14 protein-coding genes and 1 tRNA gene are annotated in these 16,693 nt (G+C 50.2%); 2 read left to right on the forward strand and 13 right to left on the reverse strand.

Going from position 1 to position 16,693, the window contains the following annotated elements; genetic code table 11:
* Position 1 precedes the first annotated feature (1 nt).
* The 11 genes from ACTOY7_RS05625 to ACTOY7_RS05675 form a co-directional block, all read right to left on the reverse strand.
* Positions 2 to 163 (reverse strand): hypothetical protein, encoded by a 162-nt coding sequence (locus ACTOY7_RS05625; protein WP_482596050.1) that lies wholly within the window; start codon positions 161 to 163, stop codon positions 2 to 4.
* 609 nt (positions 164 to 772) lie between these two features.
* Positions 773 to 2,377 carry an IS1634 family transposase gene (locus ACTOY7_RS05630; protein WP_482596051.1) on the reverse strand — a complete coding sequence of 535 codons (1,605 nt, stop codon included), beginning with the start codon at positions 2,375 to 2,377 and terminating at the stop codon, positions 773 to 775.
* Between the two features lie 299 nt (positions 2,378 to 2,676).
* Entirely contained in the window at positions 2,677 to 4,002 is a 1,326-nt protein-coding gene (locus tag ACTOY7_RS05635; protein ID WP_482672411.1) for an IS1380 family transposase, read from the reverse strand.
* Between the two features lie 307 nt (positions 4,003 to 4,309).
* A complete protein-coding gene (locus tag ACTOY7_RS05640; protein WP_482671602.1) occupies positions 4,310 to 4,453 on the reverse strand; it encodes a hypothetical protein in 144 nt (47 codons plus the stop codon).
* A gap of 115 nt (positions 4,454 to 4,568) precedes the next feature.
* Entirely contained in the window at positions 4,569 to 5,738 is a 1,170-nt protein-coding gene (gene rseP, locus ACTOY7_RS05645; protein WP_482671603.1) for an RIP metalloprotease RseP, read from the reverse strand.
* A 71-nt stretch (positions 5,739 to 5,809) separates the two neighbouring features.
* Positions 5,810 to 6,958, reverse strand: coding sequence for a 1-deoxy-D-xylulose-5-phosphate reductoisomerase (gene dxr, locus ACTOY7_RS05650; protein WP_482671606.1), 1,149 nt, complete (start codon positions 6,956 to 6,958; stop codon positions 5,810 to 5,812).
* Positions 6,959 to 6,992: 34 nt separating this feature from the next.
* A complete protein-coding gene (locus tag ACTOY7_RS05655; protein WP_160280783.1) occupies positions 6,993 to 7,814 on the reverse strand; it encodes a phosphatidate cytidylyltransferase in 822 nt (273 codons plus the stop codon).
* Complete coding sequence (gene uppS, locus ACTOY7_RS05660; protein ID WP_482671604.1) at positions 7,807 to 8,523, reverse strand: undecaprenyl pyrophosphate synthase; 717 nt, start codon at positions 8,521 to 8,523, stop codon at positions 7,807 to 7,809. Before uppS ends, ACTOY7_RS05655 begins: the two co-directional genes overlap by 8 nt.
* A gap of 82 nt (positions 8,524 to 8,605) precedes the next feature.
* A complete protein-coding gene (gene frr / locus ACTOY7_RS05665) occupies positions 8,606 to 9,157 on the reverse strand; it encodes a ribosome recycling factor (protein WP_160280785.1) in 552 nt (183 codons plus the stop codon).
* Between the two features lie 188 nt (positions 9,158 to 9,345).
* Positions 9,346 to 10,041 (reverse strand): UMP kinase, encoded by a 696-nt coding sequence (gene pyrH, locus ACTOY7_RS05670; RefSeq protein ID WP_160280786.1) that lies wholly within the window; start codon positions 10,039 to 10,041, stop codon positions 9,346 to 9,348.
* A gap of 240 nt (positions 10,042 to 10,281) precedes the next feature.
* A complete protein-coding gene (locus tag ACTOY7_RS05675) occupies positions 10,282 to 11,589 on the reverse strand; it encodes a ClC family H(+)/Cl(-) exchange transporter (protein ID WP_160280787.1) in 1,308 nt (435 codons plus the stop codon).
* A gap of 180 nt (positions 11,590 to 11,769) precedes the next feature.
* Here ACTOY7_RS05675 and ACTOY7_RS05680 point away from each other — a divergent pair, with 180 nt between their 5' ends.
* Both ACTOY7_RS05680 and ACTOY7_RS05685 read left to right on the forward strand, forming a co-directional pair.
* Positions 11,770 to 12,627, forward strand: a complete 858-nt coding sequence (locus ACTOY7_RS05680) for a hypothetical protein (RefSeq protein WP_160280788.1) — start codon at positions 11,770 to 11,772, stop codon at positions 12,625 to 12,627.
* Between the two features lie 312 nt (positions 12,628 to 12,939).
* Positions 12,940 to 13,012, forward strand: a tRNA-Gly gene (locus tag ACTOY7_RS05685).
* Positions 13,013 to 13,245: 233 nt separating this feature from the next.
* Here the strand turns inward: ACTOY7_RS05685 and aspS are convergent.
* Both aspS and hisS read right to left on the reverse strand, forming a co-directional pair.
* Positions 13,246 to 15,045, reverse strand: a complete 1,800-nt coding sequence (aspS, locus tag ACTOY7_RS05690) for an aspartate--tRNA ligase (protein ID WP_482671605.1) — start codon at positions 15,043 to 15,045, stop codon at positions 13,246 to 13,248.
* A 102-nt stretch (positions 15,046 to 15,147) separates the two neighbouring features.
* Entirely contained in the window at positions 15,148 to 16,392 is a 1,245-nt protein-coding gene (gene hisS, locus ACTOY7_RS05695) for a histidine--tRNA ligase (protein ID WP_160280790.1), read from the reverse strand.
* Between the last annotated feature and the right edge of the window lie 301 nt (positions 16,393 to 16,693).

A 16,693-nucleotide genomic window follows, 5' to 3' on the forward strand; every position in this document is an offset into this window, starting at 1 on the left:
TTTAATTCCCAATTGTATCATATTCTGGCAAAGAATCCCCTTCTTCACGGCAGGAATCACATATTTTTTCTAAGCCACGTCCCCAGCTTTCAATTAAGCCTACGAGACAATACACATAAGCTATATAATGAAGCGGTTCAGAAATTTGTAAATTTCTATTCATATTAGCTATTCCATCTTTATTCTATGCATCTCGATATATTGGGTTTCAGATAACCTATTAGTCCCATCGCAAACATGGTTATACTTCCATAAATAAGCTGCATTAAGATAACTGTAGTAAATCCTTCAACAGCACTTCCGTTTGCCCATTTTATCATTGCAAATATCCCCACAAATATTGCAAGCAAAAAAACAGTCCCCCCAGGACTGTAATTACTTGAAGCGGGGCAGACGTAAATGATGTTATATTTCTAATTGCATATTGAGTCAACTTGACAGCCGTCCATTTGGACTCCCCATATGATCTCTTTTGAACCCCATTTCAAGCAGTTTTAATTTTTTTTGTTCTTTTTTTATAACAGTAGCTTTCTCTGGTGTTTAGAAGCCAGAAATTAGAATATTGGATATGGGGGAACGGGCATTTCTTAATCATGCAGAGTAATTCAACATGTTTTTGGACATACCTCCCCCTTTCCCCCATCCGACAGGAAAGGCAACTTATTCGATCAATTCTTCTAAACTTATCTCCATCAAACTTAGCAAAATCCCCACCCTTTCCTTTGTTTCTACACTTACCCACGCATAGCTGTAAACTCCTCTCGTTTCTTTTTCAAAAATAACAGTTCGCGCTATGCTCATACAGCAGTTTATAAGTCGGTCGTTCCAGATTCCTTCCGCCCCAGCCCGCCCGGAGCACTTCCCCTGGGTGTTTCTCCTTAAATTTTTTCAGCCCCTCCCGCATCCTGTACTGGATGATGGCACGTACAAGCAGGGCGAAGGATAACAGCATGCTTAATGCCTGAATCCGTTCGGGATTTTTCAAATAGATCACGGAAGCCATGCTGGGGGATTTTAATTCACGGAAGGAATTCTCGACCACTTGCTGTCCCTTGTATGTCTGCGGCAATTTGCGGTTCCCCGCCACTTCCTCCCCCACGTTGCTTATGAGAACGATGCGGGAATTCTTTCTCAGATCGTATTCTGCCTCTTTTTCTTTTTGGGAAATCGCTTTGGCACGTAAACGATATTTTTCCTCTATTTTAGGGACTGCGCCGGCTTTCCTGCGCCCTCTGGGCCATTTTTCTTTTGTTTCCTTTTCCACGATCCATGAGCATTGGTATAGTTTTGTACAGGGCAGTTTTTCAAACCTCTTTTGTTCTTCCTCCGCATCCGCCTGACACAAAAATACTTTCTTTCCTATCTTTTTAATCTCCGGCTTTAGCATGTCACGGCTTTTTTCCAATGCGGCTGCCGCCTTTTCTTTTAAGGCCAAGCTTTCCAGCACTAGCAGACGCATCGGCGCCCCGCATACTTCCTCCTGAAAACATTGCCCACGGTAAGAAGCCGCTTTTTTCCCTTCCTGGAATGTTCCGAATTCCTCCCAGGAATCTTTTTCATAAGCCCGCAGGATACAGTGCTCCGCCAGCTTCCCTTCAAAGTTTGGCGGGCATCGCAATACAAAGGAAATCCGGCTCCCAGGCTCATTCATGGATTCCACCAGGCTGTGGGTGACCAGCTTGCTATCTGCCACAAAGATCCCGTACTGGAAGCCTTTCCCCTGGATTTCTTTTAAATACGAGACTGCCGCGGCGTTCCAGTTCACATCCGGCGTAGAACCATCTTGGACTTTTTGAAGGATTGGAACTCCGGATTCATTGACAATCTGTCCCACTACCACCTGCTTACATTCCGGCCTGCCATCTTTATTGTACCCACGTTCAATCTGAAGAAGTTCTTCCCGCTCTTCTTTCGTCAGATTTAGCTGTTCCACATCATATTCCCCATAGAAAGAAATGGTCGTAGTATCCACATGGAGCCTTTCCGTAGGGATCCCTGCCTGCGCGACTGCGGAAAGCGCCAGAGTCTCATACATCTTTTCAGGATTTGCTTTTCCAATCCGTTCCAGGGCGCGTCCGGCTTTAAAAGAATTGATAGAAGCGGATCGGGAAGCAGTGCTTAAGAAAAACTCCAGATCAATCCCTTCGAAGCGGTATTCAAGATGTGTGAGCGGTGTCCGTATATCTGAAAATGTAGACAGGACAAGAAGTAACGCCAGGTTTCCAGGCGAAACATCCCAATGGGCAGGATCCCATAAAACGGTATTGTCAATGTATTCTGTTAGCCCTATTTTTTTGATAATGGAATGTGCAAGTGTAAGTATGAGGGGAAGCCTCATTTTACGTTCAAAACCAGATTTCATTTGTAATTTTGCCATATCCTATTCCTCTTTTCGTTATACTTTACTACTTCATAACAGAAAAGACGAAATAAATCAATCTGATTTTTTATCAAACTGCTCGAAAGAGGATTTTTCGGATATTTTTTGTGAATTTCCTTGGAGTTGTATTAGCCTGAATTATTCACGGCGGTATAAGCTCGCATAAAATTCGCCGCAGTTATCGTTACAACCACTCCCAATACCTCACTCTACCACAAAACAGCCTAAAAATGGGCAGACTTCTCCTATGATAGGTTTAAAGATCTATTGTGGCTGTCAAGGTTCGTTAACCGTTGTTATTCCAACTGTGGTTTCAGGTTATGGATGTTTTCCAGTGTCTCGTAGAATTCTTTCTTGTAGGGACAGCTGCTGCACAGTTTGAAATATTTATATCGTGCTGATCTTACCACTCTTGCGGCTATTTTCAGCAACTTTAAACGAATGGTGTCTATACGCTGTTTTCTCATGCTCACAGCGAGCGCCAGACGTCTAAACCAATTGAATAAATTATAAGCTAACGCATGAACCAGAAGGCGGTTCGCGTTTACCAGCTTTGAGGAACTACTTACAGAGGCAAAGTCGAAACCGCTTTTGCCTTCTTTGATGAAATTTTCCATTTTGCCTCTTCCGCAATAGAACTGGATTACCTGATAGGGTTCCATTTCCAGTGTTGTGACAATAAAGGTGTATAGATGGATCATCTGGCCATAGGGTTTTTCGATTTTAAAAACCACTCTGCGAGGATGGCTCCATGAGCCAGCCTGATACAGGAACTCCCCATACTCGACAGCATAGTCCACCTGGTTGGATCTTGTTGCCCGGTACAATGCCTGGTTTTCCTCTTCTGCTAATTCACGGAGCCTTGCGTTCTCCTTGAGCCGGATGGCGTATTTGCAGTTTTTGTCCTCAAGAACTTCATACAGGTCTGGTGACGCAAAACCACTGTCACCCCGAAGGTAAAGTGGCATATCCGGGAAATCGTCGGCGAACTCCTCCAGAAGCGACTTCATAAAAAGGTCCGCCTCCTTGCCGCAGTACATGGTGCCGTCACGGAGCTCTGCTTTCAGAAGATCGCCAGTCAGTCCATCGTAACACAGAAGCGGATGATAACCGTGAGCCTGATAATGATAGTTGAAACCTTCCCCCTCCTGATTCCCGTAGGTATCAAGAAGTGTAGAATCAATATCAAAGAGCATGAATTCCGGTTTTTTTATAGAATAGATGACTTTACGGAGTTCGCGTATGATCTGGCGCAGCTGGCTGAGCGTATCTTCATCCATGCGGTTAAAAAAGCGGGATAGGGTAGGCTGGGATGCCAGAGCTTCTTTTTCTAAAATAGCCGTCATGACAGGTTCGTTTGTCAGTTCGTCCGCACAGTCATCTTCAAAGTAGGAACTGATAATCTGATAAATGACCTGCATCAGGTTCGCGTCATCCTTATGGATGCGGAACCACGCGGTGTCATTGGTTTTAAACATACGATTGACGAGTTTAACTGCTCCAATCTTAAACAGGAACTCTTTGAACAAGAGAAGTCCCGCATCGGAGGATAAATCGCCTCCATCAAAATTTATTTTAATTTGGCTATTGCTTTCTAAGCTTACGGTGTTTAAAATATCCATATAAAGACCCTTTCTTTGGTTTTGATTTGGATTTGACACCTAAATTTTACCATAGATTGAGGTCTTTTTCCATTCACTCAATAAGTGAAAAGCAATATTCAATTAAAATACAGTAACCATGCGGGTTTCAGCAGTTGATGCCGTTATTCCGTGAATAATTCAGGATTAGAATGCAGAATGGAAATGAGTGGGGAAAAAACCATAGTTTTTTCCCCACTCACTGTCGTAAAAAACTGGAAATTCTCAATTCCAGCCTGATATACAGATATGATCTTCTATGCAGTAATTGATCAAAAATGCCTGGCCTCTACTCACTTTTTTCCTGGCTCTTGTCGCCTCCTTGTAGAATTGTCAGGCTGTCAATCTTCCTCAAGGCATCCTCTTTATCTTTACTGCCGTCCACAATCATCCGCACCATTACCATTATTGTTCTGAATTCCTCTCTTGTCATATCTTCCCCTTACTTCCATCATAGTTTAAGCACTCCCGCAAAGTACCTTTCACCATGTATATGTCTGATTCTCTGCGAGTACTCATTTTTCTCCTTAGCATTCAAGGCTTTCCGCTCACAGCAGCTTCACAATATCATTATACATCACCACGACCATCAGCACCATCAGCACGGCCAGCCCCGCAAAATGCACCATTCCTTCCTTTTCCGGCGGAACCCGCTTCCCGCGCACGGCTTCCACGAACAGAAATACCAGCCGTCCTCCGTCCAGAGCCGGAATCGGCAGCAGGTTCATGATCCCCAGATTGGCGGTCAAAAAAATGGCAAAATCCAGCAGATTTAATATCAATATCTTCATCCCCGCAGACCTGGAACTCTGGTAGGTCTCATCTACCGCGTCCACGATCCCTACCGGGCCGGACATATCCTGGATCCCCACCTTACCGCCGATCAGCATTTTCAGGCAGTCAATGGTATAATGGATCCAATATCTGACCGTATAGGCGCCGTACTGCAGGGAACCCAGGAAACCGGGCCTGACCGACTCCGCTGTGCTGGTGATACCCAGCCGTTTATTCATGTCCCCTTCCAGTGCCCGCGGTTCCAGTACGACAGTGGTCTCCTTTCCATCCCGCAGATAAGTGATCTCCATCTCGCCACCTTCACTGTTCATCAGGTTGGCCAGCGTGATCTCATTCCAGAGATGGATCCGTTTCCCGTTGATTCCCGTGATCGTATCCCCGGCCCGAATGCCCTGTTCCTTGGCGGAATATCCGTCCGATACTTCTCCTATAACCGGAGCCCGATATCCGACCCAGGCAACCAGGATCACACAGAAGATCCAGGCCAGGATCAGATTAAAGATGGGACCTGCCGCGATCACGGAGATTCTTGCCCAGACCGACTTGCTGTTAAAGCTGCCTTCATCCGGTTTCGCTGCCGCACCGTCCGCAGATGTTCGGGAGATCGCTTCCCCGCCAAAATCGGATGCCGATCCTTCCATGCCGTACATACCCTGCGCATCCGCACTATGGAGATGAGATTCCATTGGCAAAGGAGCCGGAGTCTCCTCCGCCTCATCCTCTCCCATCATACATGCCCCGCCGAAGGGAAGGAGCTTCAGCGAAAATTTTGTTCCGCCGATCACTTTTCCGAACAAAGTGGGCCCCAGCCCCAGTGAAAATTCATCCACATGTATTTTATTTGCCTTTGCCAGCAAAAAATGCCCCAACTCATGGAAGATTACAATTCCACTGAACAAAAGTATCGCTATGACAATTCCCATTGATATTACCACCTCTTCATTTTTTAACGCTTAGACATTTACGAATCATTTCCTGCACACAAAGGCAAAAACTATTTCCAGTCTCTCCCCGCAATATACGCATACGTCTCCCGCTCTGTCTCCAGAATCTGTTCCACTGTCGGATCCACAATATTCTGATGCCGCTCCATGCAGCAGCGGATCATTTCCGGAATCTGCAGGTACTTGATCTTTCTCTCCAAAAACATAGCCACTGCGGCTTCATTGGCCGCATTCAATACCGTAGGAAGGGAGCCCCCCTTCCTTCCGGCTTCAAAAGCCAGCTTCAGCCCGTAAAAGGTCTCCAGATCCGGCTTCTCGAATGTAATCTGGGAAAGCAGGGAAAAATCCAGCCGCTTTCCGGGCAGATACCGCCGTTCCGGGTAATACAGGGCATACTGGATCGGCAGCTTCATATCCGGTGTCCCCAGCTCCGCAATGATCGCCCCGTCCGCATATTCCACCATAGAATGGATGATGCTCTGGGGCTGCACCACCACCTCCACCTGGTCCACACTGACGCCGAAGAGCCATTTTGCCTCAATGACCTCCAGCCCCTTGTTCACCATGGTAGACGAATCAATGGTGATCTTTTTGCCCATTTCCCAGTTAGGGTGCTTCAAGGCATCCTCCACCTGGATCTCCTCCAGCTCCGCCCGGGTCTTTCCGCGGAAGGGGCCGCCGGAAGCCGTCAGAAGGATCTTATGCAGCGCTTTTTGCTGTCCTCCCTGGAGTGATTGGAAGATCGCGCTGTGCTCGCTGTCCACCGGAAGGATGGACACCCCCCGCTCCTTTGCCAGAGGCATGATGATATGCCCTGCAGTGACCAGGGTTTCCTTATTGGCAAGGGCAATGTCCTTGCCGGCCTTGATGGCCTCAATGGTGGGACGGATCCCGATCATCCCCACGATGGCCGTGACCAGGATCTCCGCCTCCGGCATTGCCGCGGTTTCCAAAAGTCCATCCATACCGGATACCACCCTCACGTCCAGATCCCGGACGCGGCTTTTCAGCTCCCTGGCCTTTTCCTCTGACCATACCGCCGCAAGCTTCGGACCAAATTCCCGGATCTGCGCTTCCAGCAGCGTGATATTGCTGCCTGCGGCCAAAGCCAGGACCTCAATATCCCCGTTCTCTCTCACAACCTCCAGCGTCTGAGTCCCGATGGAACCGGTAGACCCCAGAATCGCTATTTTCTTCATACTCATCTGTTCACATCCTCTTTTGCATTTCATCTCAGGAGATCAGCACCGCCAGATAATAAATGATCGGCGCTGTAAAGATCACGCTGTCAAACCGGTCCAGAATCCCGCCGTGGCCCGGGATCAGTTTCCCGTAATCCTTGATTCCGTAATTCCGCTTGATCGCGGAAGCCCCCAGATCCCCCACCTGAGAGATCATCCCGCCGACCGCGCCGATCACCGCAAAGGAAAGCACGTTTACATTCGCATTTCCCCAGTGATTGATGGCCAGACCATAGAGCACGGCGATCAGGGCTGCCCCGGCAACACCGCCGATCCCGCCCTCAACGGATTTTTTGGGGCTGAGCTTCGGCGCCATCTTATGCTTTCCGATCAGCATCCCTGTGCAGTACGCGCAGGTGTCGCATCCCCAGGAACAGATAAATACCAGCCACACGGTGAACGCGCCGCCCGGCATCACCCGGATCTGATAAATATAGGACAGCATCACCGTCACATAGAACACCCCGAAAAATGCCGCCATCAGCTGATCCGCATGATATTTCGGATAGGAAAATACCATCACCGCCATCAGAGAAATGACCAGGGCCATGATGAGCCCCAGAAACCAGTCTCTGGATTCTCCCGGGAGGTATCCTCCGCCCATGGCCAGCAGCAGCCCGTCATATAGGATTCCGAAAAGATACCCGCAGATTCCGAGCAGCGCGTTTTCTATGTGGAAGGGCTTATACAATTCCCGCATTCCGATCCAGCTGATCAGCGCCACCGTAACCCAGAGCACCGTCCCGCCTGAAATGATCGTAAGCAGCGCAAGGATGACCAGAAGGATCCCGCTCAACAGCCTTGTCTTAAACATCCTGCCCCTCCTTTATTCCGCCGAATCTCCGCTCTCTACTATTATAATGCTCGATGGCACGGATCAATTCCTCTTTTGTAAAATCTGGCCATGGAACATCGGTAAAATAAAATTCCGAATATGCAAGCTGCCACAGAAGATAATTGGACAGCCTAAGCTCCCCGCTCGTCCGAATCAGCAGGTCCGGATCCGGCAGCTCCCGGGTATCCAGATAAGCGGCATACAGCTTTTCGTCAATGTCTTCCGGCTTCACCTTCTGATCCACACAGTCCCGCGCCAGCCGCTTCACCGCACGGATCATCTCATCCCGGCTTCCGTAGTTCAGAGCGATGGTAAAATTCAGGCCGCCGTTGTTCCGGCTCGCCTCCTCCAGCTCCAGTATCCGTTTTTTGATATCCTCATCCAGGGGATGGATATCCCCGATGACCCGGATCTTCATATCATTTTTCTCCGCCGTTTTCAGGCAGGTTTTCATATAATTCCTGAGCAGCTTCATCAGAGCATCCACTTCCGACTTTGGGCGCTGCCAGTTCTCCGTGGAAAACGCATAGACCGTCAGGTACTTGATCCCCATCCGCCATGCTTCCTCACAGATCCGTTCTACATTCTTGCTTCCCTGAGCGTGTCCGTAATTGCGCGGCATTCCCTTTGACCTGGCCCAGCGGCCATTTCCATCCAGGATGATCGCCACATGCTGCGGTACGTTCATCTTGCTTTCCCTCCATTCACAGCAAAAGGGGATTGAGATACCATGCCTCAAGCATACACAGATTTCTCAAGCCCCCATGCAATTATACCGTCATAACCTCTTTCGTCTTCGCCTCTACCTCTTTATCCACATCCTTGATATACTTGTCCGTCAGCTTCTGGAGACGTTCCCCGAGATCCTTAATCTCATCCTCGGAAACCTCGGTCCCTTTGAGCTTCTTGAACGCGTCATTTCCATCCCGGCGAATATTGCGGATGGCTACCTTCGCGGCCTCTCCTTTTTTCTTCACGTCCTTCGCCAGATCTTTTCTGCGTTCCTCCGTCAGCTCCGGAAATACCAAACGGATCGTGGAGCCGTCATTGGTGGGGTTGATCCCCAGGTCGGATATCTGGATCGCCTTCTCGATCACCTTGAGCATATTTTTCTCCCATGGCTGGATCTGGATCATACGCGCTTCCGGCACGGAAACATTGGCTACCTGCTGGATCGGGGTCGGGGTTCCGTAATAGTCTACCACGATTCGGTCCAAAACATGCGGATTTGCCCGTCCGGCACGAATCGCTCCCAGCTCTCCGCCCAGATTCTTCATGGTTTTTGTCATCTTCTCTTCGTATACCTTTAATTTTTCATCCATTTTCCTGTCCTCCTTGGATTGATATATTACGTAAAATTTTTCTGTACTTTATACCTTATGAAACGACCAAATAGCCATAATGGGATACCCTTGGGTATACCTTATGAAACGGCCAAGCGGCCAAAATGGGATGCTCTCGCGTATTACTTATGAAGCGGCGTACAGTTCTTCCGTATTGATTCCCGTCACTAAACCGTAACCTTCGTCCCTGTAAAGCTGCCGCTCATGGTCCTGACGATGCTCTCCTCCTCGTTCAGCCCAAATACCAGCATGGGCATCCGGTTCTCCATGCAGAGGATCGATGCCGTCAGATCCACCGCCGCAAGCTTTTGATCAATCACCTCCTGGATGGAGATCTCATCATACTTTTTCGCGTCCGGATTGACCTTGGGATCGCTGTCATAGATCCCGTCGATGGCCTTTGCCAGAAGCATGGCGTCCGCCTCGATCTCAACCGCCCGAAGGACCGCTCCCGTATCCGTAGAAAAATAAGGATGTCCGGTCCCGCCCGCGAAAAAGATCACCTTTCCCTCTTCCAGCGCCGCCACAGCGGCATCCTTGGAAAACAGAGAGGTAAATGCCCCGCAAACAAAGGGTGTAAATACCTCTGTCCTCATCCCTGCATATCGGAAGATATCTGATACATAGATACAGTTCATCACCGTTGCCAGCATCCCGATCTGGTCTGCCTTCGTCCGGTCGATCGTCTCGCTGGCGCGCCCTCTCCAGAAGTTGCCGCCTCCAGTCACGATTGCAATCTGGTATCCCTCATCCGTCAGCTTCTTCACTTGACGCGCAACCCCCATGCAGGTTTTTTCGTCAAAGCCTGTCTTCTTCTCCCCTGCCAGGGCCTCACCGCTTAATTTCAGCAATACTCTTTTCATCTCTTATACTCCTTCATGTCCGGCCCTTCCGCACCGGCGGACGGCCTGTCTGCTGCTGTCTGCCCGCCGGTTTGAAATGTCCGGCAGTCCCTAAAATGAAGTATAACATAACTTTCCTCTTTTGTCATGTATATATCTCAAGCCCATTGAATTTTGCCTGGAACAAAATCGACTGTTGGTCTGTATACCATCGTATGCAGAAAGGCTGCCAGTGACAGGCTTTCTGTATCATGACCCCTTTCAGGCCTCGTCCTGTGCCGCCGCCAGACTTTTCTCCAACAGGATCTGATTCATCGGTTTCGGATGCAGAAGCTCCGACACCACATAGGCGGTCAGGCAGACGATACACAGGGACAAGAGCTGGCTGACCAGCCCGGACATTTCAAACAGAAGCACGATTCCCGTTACCGGCGCCCGCACCACTGCCGTAAAAAAACCTGCCATCGCCAGCAGCACAAAATTATTCAGATACATTGGATCCAATCCGAGAAGCTCCGTCCCTGCCAGCGCAAAAATACCGCCCAGCAGAGCTCCCAGCGTCAGAAGCGGGAAGATATTCCCGCCCGGCGCGCCGGAGCCAAAGCAGATTGCCGAAAACAAAAATTTCACAAGGAAGATCAGTACCGCTGCTCCCAGCAGCATATCCCCCCTTGTCAGGGAACCAATCAGCCAGCTTCCGCTGCCAAGTGCCTTGGGCATCAGCACGGCAAAGATTCCTGCCGCAGAGAAGGCCGTCACCATCCGGCCTGTTTCATTCAGGAATCCTGCCTTTTTGTACAGGCTCTGTGCACGCAGCATGGCCCAGCTGTAGAATGCCCCTGCCATACCGATCAGAATCCCCAGCACAAGCAGCATCCAGTAATGGGTCTGGGGCAGGACGGCTGTCAGCTGAAACTGAAAAACCGGATCAGCCCCCAGGATATGGCTGGAGGAAAACGCGGCAGCAGCCGTAGCCGCCAGCACGGATATAAAATCCGTCGTTTTCCCTGCCCGATATATTTCTTCCATAGCAAATACCATTCCTGCCAGAGGCGCGTGAAATGTGGCCGCAATCCCGGCCCCGGCTCCGCAGGCCATCAGGCTGCGCTCCTCGTCCTCTCCCCGCCTGAGAAATCTGGAGACACCCTGTCCGGTCATGGCTCCCAGCTGGATGGATGGTCCGCACCTTCCCAACGACATTCCGCCGAAGACGCACAAAAAGCCTCCCGCAAACTTTGCCGGTATTACCCGCATCCAACGCCGGGACAATGTTCCGGCAATCTCCGCCTCCACCTGCGGAATCCCCCCGCCCGCGATCAGAGGCTCCCACCTCAGAAGCCGTCCCACCACAACTGCCAGCAGCAGCAATACGGCGAACCAGCCTGCAAACCAGGCCGGATTCTTATAAAGGAATTGAAGCACTTTATCCAGCCACTTTGTAGCATAGCTCAGGCAAACCCGATATAAAATGACTGTCAGACCGGCCAGTACTCCGACGAAAAGTCCTTCTGCGATCATGACAAGCGATACCCTATTCTGTTCACCGATATTCGTTCTGTTTTCTTCCATCTGTCTGTCCCTCTTATTTTGCCGCCAATCCAGGTTTCGATATCCTTAACGATACACCCCCCTTTCCCAAAAGTCAACCGGATAGGAACTTATATTTTCCCCGTATTCAGCCGATATTTATAATAAGAATGTGTTCGTGACAGAAGCTGTAATGACTTTTTGAATATGAGGAGGTGCCATATGAATTTTTTTGCGGTTCAATCTTTGAACTCTTATACAAAAAATATGGAAATGCAGATGAAGTGGCAGAAGCGAAAGGATACCAATGACTTCACTGCGGACGGGACAACCAGCATTGATGACTGGGTAAAGCAGCAGGCGGATGAGATCAGACAAGCCAACAAGGAAGGCTCCGCAAAGCTCCAGGCGCAGATTGATCTGAAATTAAAGTGCGGCCAGAGGCTGACTGCGGATGAGATGGAATATCTGAGGAAAAATGACCCGGAAGCCTATCAGCATGTAAAATCCATGCAGGCCGAACAGAAGCAGTATGAACAGGAGCTCAAAAGGTGCAAGACCAAGGATGAGGTGGAGCGGGTGAAGATGCTCCATACGGCCAGCTCTTTAAGCGCCGTCAACAATATCATGCACAATCCCGCGATCCCGGAAAACAAAAAATTTGAGCTGGTGATGCGCGAACATCAGAAGAATGAAGCCCTCCAGCAGTCTACCAGGGAATTTGTGGAAAGCGGCAGATACGCCAAGCTGCCGACGGAACAGGAACGGCTGAAGGCCGAGAAGGATCTACAGGAAGCCAAGGAAGCTGAACAGAAGATTGACGACCCGGCTCAGGATACCGTAGAGGAGATCCTGGACAAAGCCGTGAAGAACGGCGATGAAGAACCGCCGGAGGCATCTCAGGTGAAGGAATCGCTCATTGAGGATGCCAGGGATGTTCTCAGCCAGAGGGAGATGACCCGCGCGGAGGCGGAACTGACCCCGGAGGCCTTGAAGGTAAAACGCGCTAAGGCCCAGGCCGCATACAAAGCAGCCGGTGATATTGCCCCTGCTCCTGTGCTGGACGTCAAAGCAGAATAGACGCTCTGTTCTGCCCTGTTTCGTCCGGTATACTGAAAAACACCGCCTATACGGTTGGATGATCTAAAGTGCATCCAACCTGCTTATCCATTCGCTGGATCAGATAGAGCACGATGTCTGACCCAGCTTTTTTTATTTTTTCTGTTTTTTATATCCAATTTTCCTTGAAGAGTCTGTAATATCGGGCCTTCACGAATTGTCTGAATTTTTCATAAAAATTCCAACGATTTATTTTTTAAAAACTGTTGACAATCCGGTATCCTTGTAGTATAGTATGTATTGTTCCGATACGGAATACAAAAACATAGAGATGCGACAGTGGCTCAGTTGGTAGAGTACGACCTTGCCAAGGTCGGGGTCGCGGGTTCGAACCCCGTCTGTCGCTCTAAAAAACTTCCAGTAATTTGGAAGTTTTTTTATTTTATGTACGGCATCGGATTCACAAAAAAGGGCTGCCGGGAAATTACAGTGATCTACAATCTGTTGCCGCAGTTCATCAGAACTTACAACGACTGTGGGTATACAACATTTCCCGACGCCCTTATTTTGCATTCTATAAGTCAAATCTCCTTACAAGCATGACCATCCGGCTCATTACCTCATGGAAATCAAGATCACTCAATCTTCTCTTGTCTCCTCTTTCGCCAGGTCGAGCCCCAGCTCCGCAAGCTGCTTCTCATCCACTTCCCCTGGAGCGTCCGTCATCAGGCAAGACGCGTCCTTGATCTTCGGAAACGCGATCACATCCCGGATACTGTCTTCCTTTGCCATCAGCATGACCAGACGGTCCAATCCGTATGCAAGCCCGGCGTGAGGCGGCACTCCGTACCGGAACGCATCCATCAAAAAGCCGAACTGACTGTATGCCTGTTCCTTCGTAAATCCAAGCACTTCGAACATTTTTTCCTGGATATCATCCTGATAGATCCGGATGCTCCCGCCTCCGATCTCATTTCCGTTCAGTGTGATATCATATGCCTTGGCCCGTACCCTGCCCGGTTCGGAATCAATATACTGCAGGTCCTCTTCCATGGGCATGGTAAACGGATGGTGCATGGCCGTATAGCGGTTCTGCTCTTCGCTCCATTCCAGCAGCGGAAATTCCGTAATCCAGAGGAACTTATATTCATTCTTATCCAAAAGCTCCAGCTGCTTCGCCAGCTCCACACGCAGCGCGCCCAGCACGTCCCAGACCACCTTGTTCTGATCCGCGGCAAACAGCAGCAGGTCTCCCGCCTCTCCTGACATGGCCCGGATCAGGTCCTTGGACTGCTCCTCGGTCATGAATTTCGCAAAGGAGGACTTTACCGTACCGTCCTCCTGGATGGCAATATAGGCAAGCCCCTTTGCGCCGTAGTCCTTTGCAAAGCTGACCAGCTTGTCGATCTTCTTGCGGGGCATACCGCCCTGCCCTTTCACATTGATCCCCCGCACGGTGCCTCCGTTTTCCACGGCACCCTTAAATACGACAAAATCAAAATCCTTTACGGTTTCGGTCACATTCACCAACTCCATGCCGAACCGGGTATCCGGCTTGTCGGAACCATACCGGTCCATGGCCTCCTGCCAGGTCATCCTGGGAATCGGCAGGCTCACCTCCACACCCAGCACGTCCCGGAACAATTTTGCCAGAAGTCGCTCATTGACATCAATTACATCGTCCACGTCTACAAAGGAAAGCTCCATGTCGATCTGGGTAAATTCCGGCTGCCTGTCCGCGCGCAGATCCTCATCCCGGAAGCATTTCGCGATCTGAAAATACCGGTCATATCCGGAGCACATCAGCAGCTGCTTGAACAGCTGGGGAGACTGGGGAAGTCCGTAAAAACTACCCGGATGTACCCGGCTTGGCACCAGGTAGTCCCTCGCCCCCTCGGGCGTGCTCTTGCCCAGGATCGGGGTCTCGATCTCCAGAAAGCCTTCCTCCGCCAGAAACTGCCGGGTCAGGGTCGCTACCCGGCTGCGCATCATCAGATTCCTCTGGAGATCCGGCCTTCTTAAGTCCAGATAACGGTATTTCAGACGCAGCTCTTCCTTGGTTTTTGAATTTTCCTCAATGGGGAACGGCGGAGTGGCGGATTCGGAAAGCACCCGAAGCTCCGACGGGATCACCTCGATCTCCCCGGTGGCAATGTGCTCATTCACCGCGCCGGAACGCTTTTCCACTCTTCCCGCGACTGCGACAACATACTCGGAGCGAAGGCCGGCTGCCTTTGCGATCAGCTCCGCGTCCGCCTTTCCTTCCTCAAATACAACCTGAATGATCCCGGAACGGTCCCGGACGTCTACAAACACAAGCCCTCCCTTATTCCGGTTCTTCTGCACCCATCCCATGACTGTGACCTGCTCTCCCGCATTTGCCGCCGAGAGCTCGCCGCAGCGGTGGGTCCGGTGTAATCCTCTCATTGATTCTGCCATAATCTCTCACTGCTCCTTTGAATTCATATTCTGAATAATAATGAAATTTTGATTCATTTTTCCACGGACAGCGCAGCCTGCGCGCTGTTCTTTCCCAGACAACTACCAGATCTCCACGATCTCCTCATATCCCTGCCGCGCCAGCTGTTCCTTCTGGAACTTCTTATTTTTCTTCATATTCATGATCATGACCTGCATGCCCGCGCCCCGCTCTTCTCTGGCCCGCTCCAGGATCTCCAGCAGCTTTTCCTGGGGAAGGTTCTTATCCAGCAGATACGCTTTCTTCTCCTTCCCGGTCGGCACCTGGTACTGCCGCTCCAGAAGGAGCATGACGATTCGCTCAAATCCGATGGAAAATCCCACGGCCGGGGTAGCCTGCCCCGTAAATCTTCCGATCATCTCGTCATAGCGTCCGCCGCCGCCCACAGAGCCGCCGAATTCATCCATGGAGATCTCAAAGATCGTGCCCGTATAGTAGGACATCCCTCTCACCAGCGTGGGGTCGAAGCTGATCTTAAAATCCGCCTCCTTCGCGCGCTCCACACTGCTTATGATCGTTTCCAGCGATGCCGCCGCATCCGCCGGGAGATAACCTTCCAGCTTCTGGCCGCACCAGCGTACGCCTTCCACATCATTTGTAATCTCCTGAAACATCTGCAGGTATGTGTCCACCGATTCCTTCGCATAGCCATTTTCCTCTAATTCCGCCCGGATCCCGTCAAGGCCGATCTTGTCCATCTTATCCAGGGTGATGAATATTTTGTCATAATCCGCTTCGTCAAATCCGCTGTAAGCCGCCATCGCCTTTAAGAAGCGCCGGTCATTGACGCGGATCGTAAAATCATGAAATTCCAGCTTTCCGAGCAGCGTGGTGGTAGCCAGGATCAGCTCGATCTCTGCCAGATTCGAGGGTTCTCCCAGGATATCAATGTCACACTGCATAAACTGCCGGAACCGCCCTCTCTGGGGACGATCTGCCCTCCATACATTGCCGATCTGGAGCGCCTTAAAAGGGGACGGCAGATCGTTGGCGTTGGCCGAATAATAGCGGGAAAGGGGAACCGTCAGGTCATAGCGCAGTCCGCCGTCCACCACGTCTGCCTCTTCCCTGGCCTGATCCAGCTTCAGCTTTTCCCCCCGCTTCAAGATCTTAAAGATCAGCTTTTCGTTGTCTCCGCCCTGCTTGCTTGACAGGTTCTCGATATGCTCCACACAGGGCGTCTCGATGGAGCAAAACCCAAATGACTTGTAGGTCTCCTTGATCAGACCCACACAATAATCCCGGATCTCCATTTCCTCCGGAAGCATGTCCTTCATCCCGGTCACGGGCTTTTTCTTCAATGCCATAATATATTGGTCCTTTCTTTCCTTCCAAATTCAGCTGGGCATACCCAAGGGCATCCCATCATGGCCATTCGGCCGTTTCACAAGGTATACCCAAGGGCATCCCATCATTGCCATTCGGCCGTTCCACATACCATTGTATTTTCCGCAATGCGATATGTCAAGCATTTCGTTACAATTCGCCCCCCAACCCGCCTGGAATCGTTACTGGTCAGACCCTGACCAGATTCCATTAAATACTGAATAGTAAAAGTGGGAATAGACACATGTTTGCTCATTTTTTTGCAAGGCATATTTCAAAAAA

Source organism: Schaedlerella sp. (genome assembly GCF_056796775.1).

Bases quoted from the DNA above. Each gene is read 5' to 3' on its own strand.
- ACTOY7_RS05625 (WP_482596050.1), bottom strand. From the start codon at position 163: ATGAATAGAAATTTACAAATTTCTGAACCGCTTCATTATATAGCTTAT.
- ACTOY7_RS05630 (WP_482596051.1), bottom strand. From the start codon at position 2,377: ATGGCAAAATTACAAATGAAATCTGGTTTTGAACGTAAAATGAGGCTT.
- ACTOY7_RS05635 (WP_482672411.1), bottom strand. From the start codon at position 4,002: ATGGATATTTTAAACACCGTAAGCTTAGAAAGCAATAGCCAAATTAAA.
- ACTOY7_RS05640 (WP_482671602.1), bottom strand. From the start codon at position 4,453: ATGACAAGAGAGGAATTCAGAACAATAATGGTAATGGTGCGGATGATT.
- rseP (WP_482671603.1), bottom strand. From the start codon at position 5,738: ATGGGAATTGTCATAGCGATACTTTTGTTCAGTGGAATTGTAATCTTC.
- dxr (WP_482671606.1), bottom strand. From the start codon at position 6,958: ATGAAGAAAATAGCGATTCTGGGGTCTACCGGTTCCATCGGGACTCAG.
- ACTOY7_RS05655 (WP_160280783.1), bottom strand. From the start codon at position 7,814: ATGTTTAAGACAAGGCTGTTGAGCGGGATCCTTCTGGTCATCCTTGCG.
- uppS (WP_482671604.1), bottom strand. From the start codon at position 8,523: ATGAACGTACCGCAGCATGTGGCGATCATCCTGGATGGAAATGGCCGC.
- frr (WP_160280785.1), bottom strand. From the start codon at position 9,157: ATGGATGAAAAATTAAAGGTATACGAAGAGAAGATGACAAAAACCATG.
- pyrH (WP_160280786.1), bottom strand. From the start codon at position 10,041: ATGAAAAGAGTATTGCTGAAATTAAGCGGTGAGGCCCTGGCAGGGGAG.
- ACTOY7_RS05675 (WP_160280787.1), bottom strand. From the start codon at position 11,589: ATGGAAGAAAACAGAACGAATATCGGTGAACAGAATAGGGTATCGCTT.
- ACTOY7_RS05680 (WP_160280788.1), top strand. From the start codon at position 11,770: ATGAATTTTTTTGCGGTTCAATCTTTGAACTCTTATACAAAAAATATG.
- aspS (WP_482671605.1), bottom strand. From the start codon at position 15,045: ATGGCAGAATCAATGAGAGGATTACACCGGACCCACCGCTGCGGCGAG.
- hisS (WP_160280790.1), bottom strand. From the start codon at position 16,392: ATGGCATTGAAGAAAAAGCCCGTGACCGGGATGAAGGACATGCTTCCG.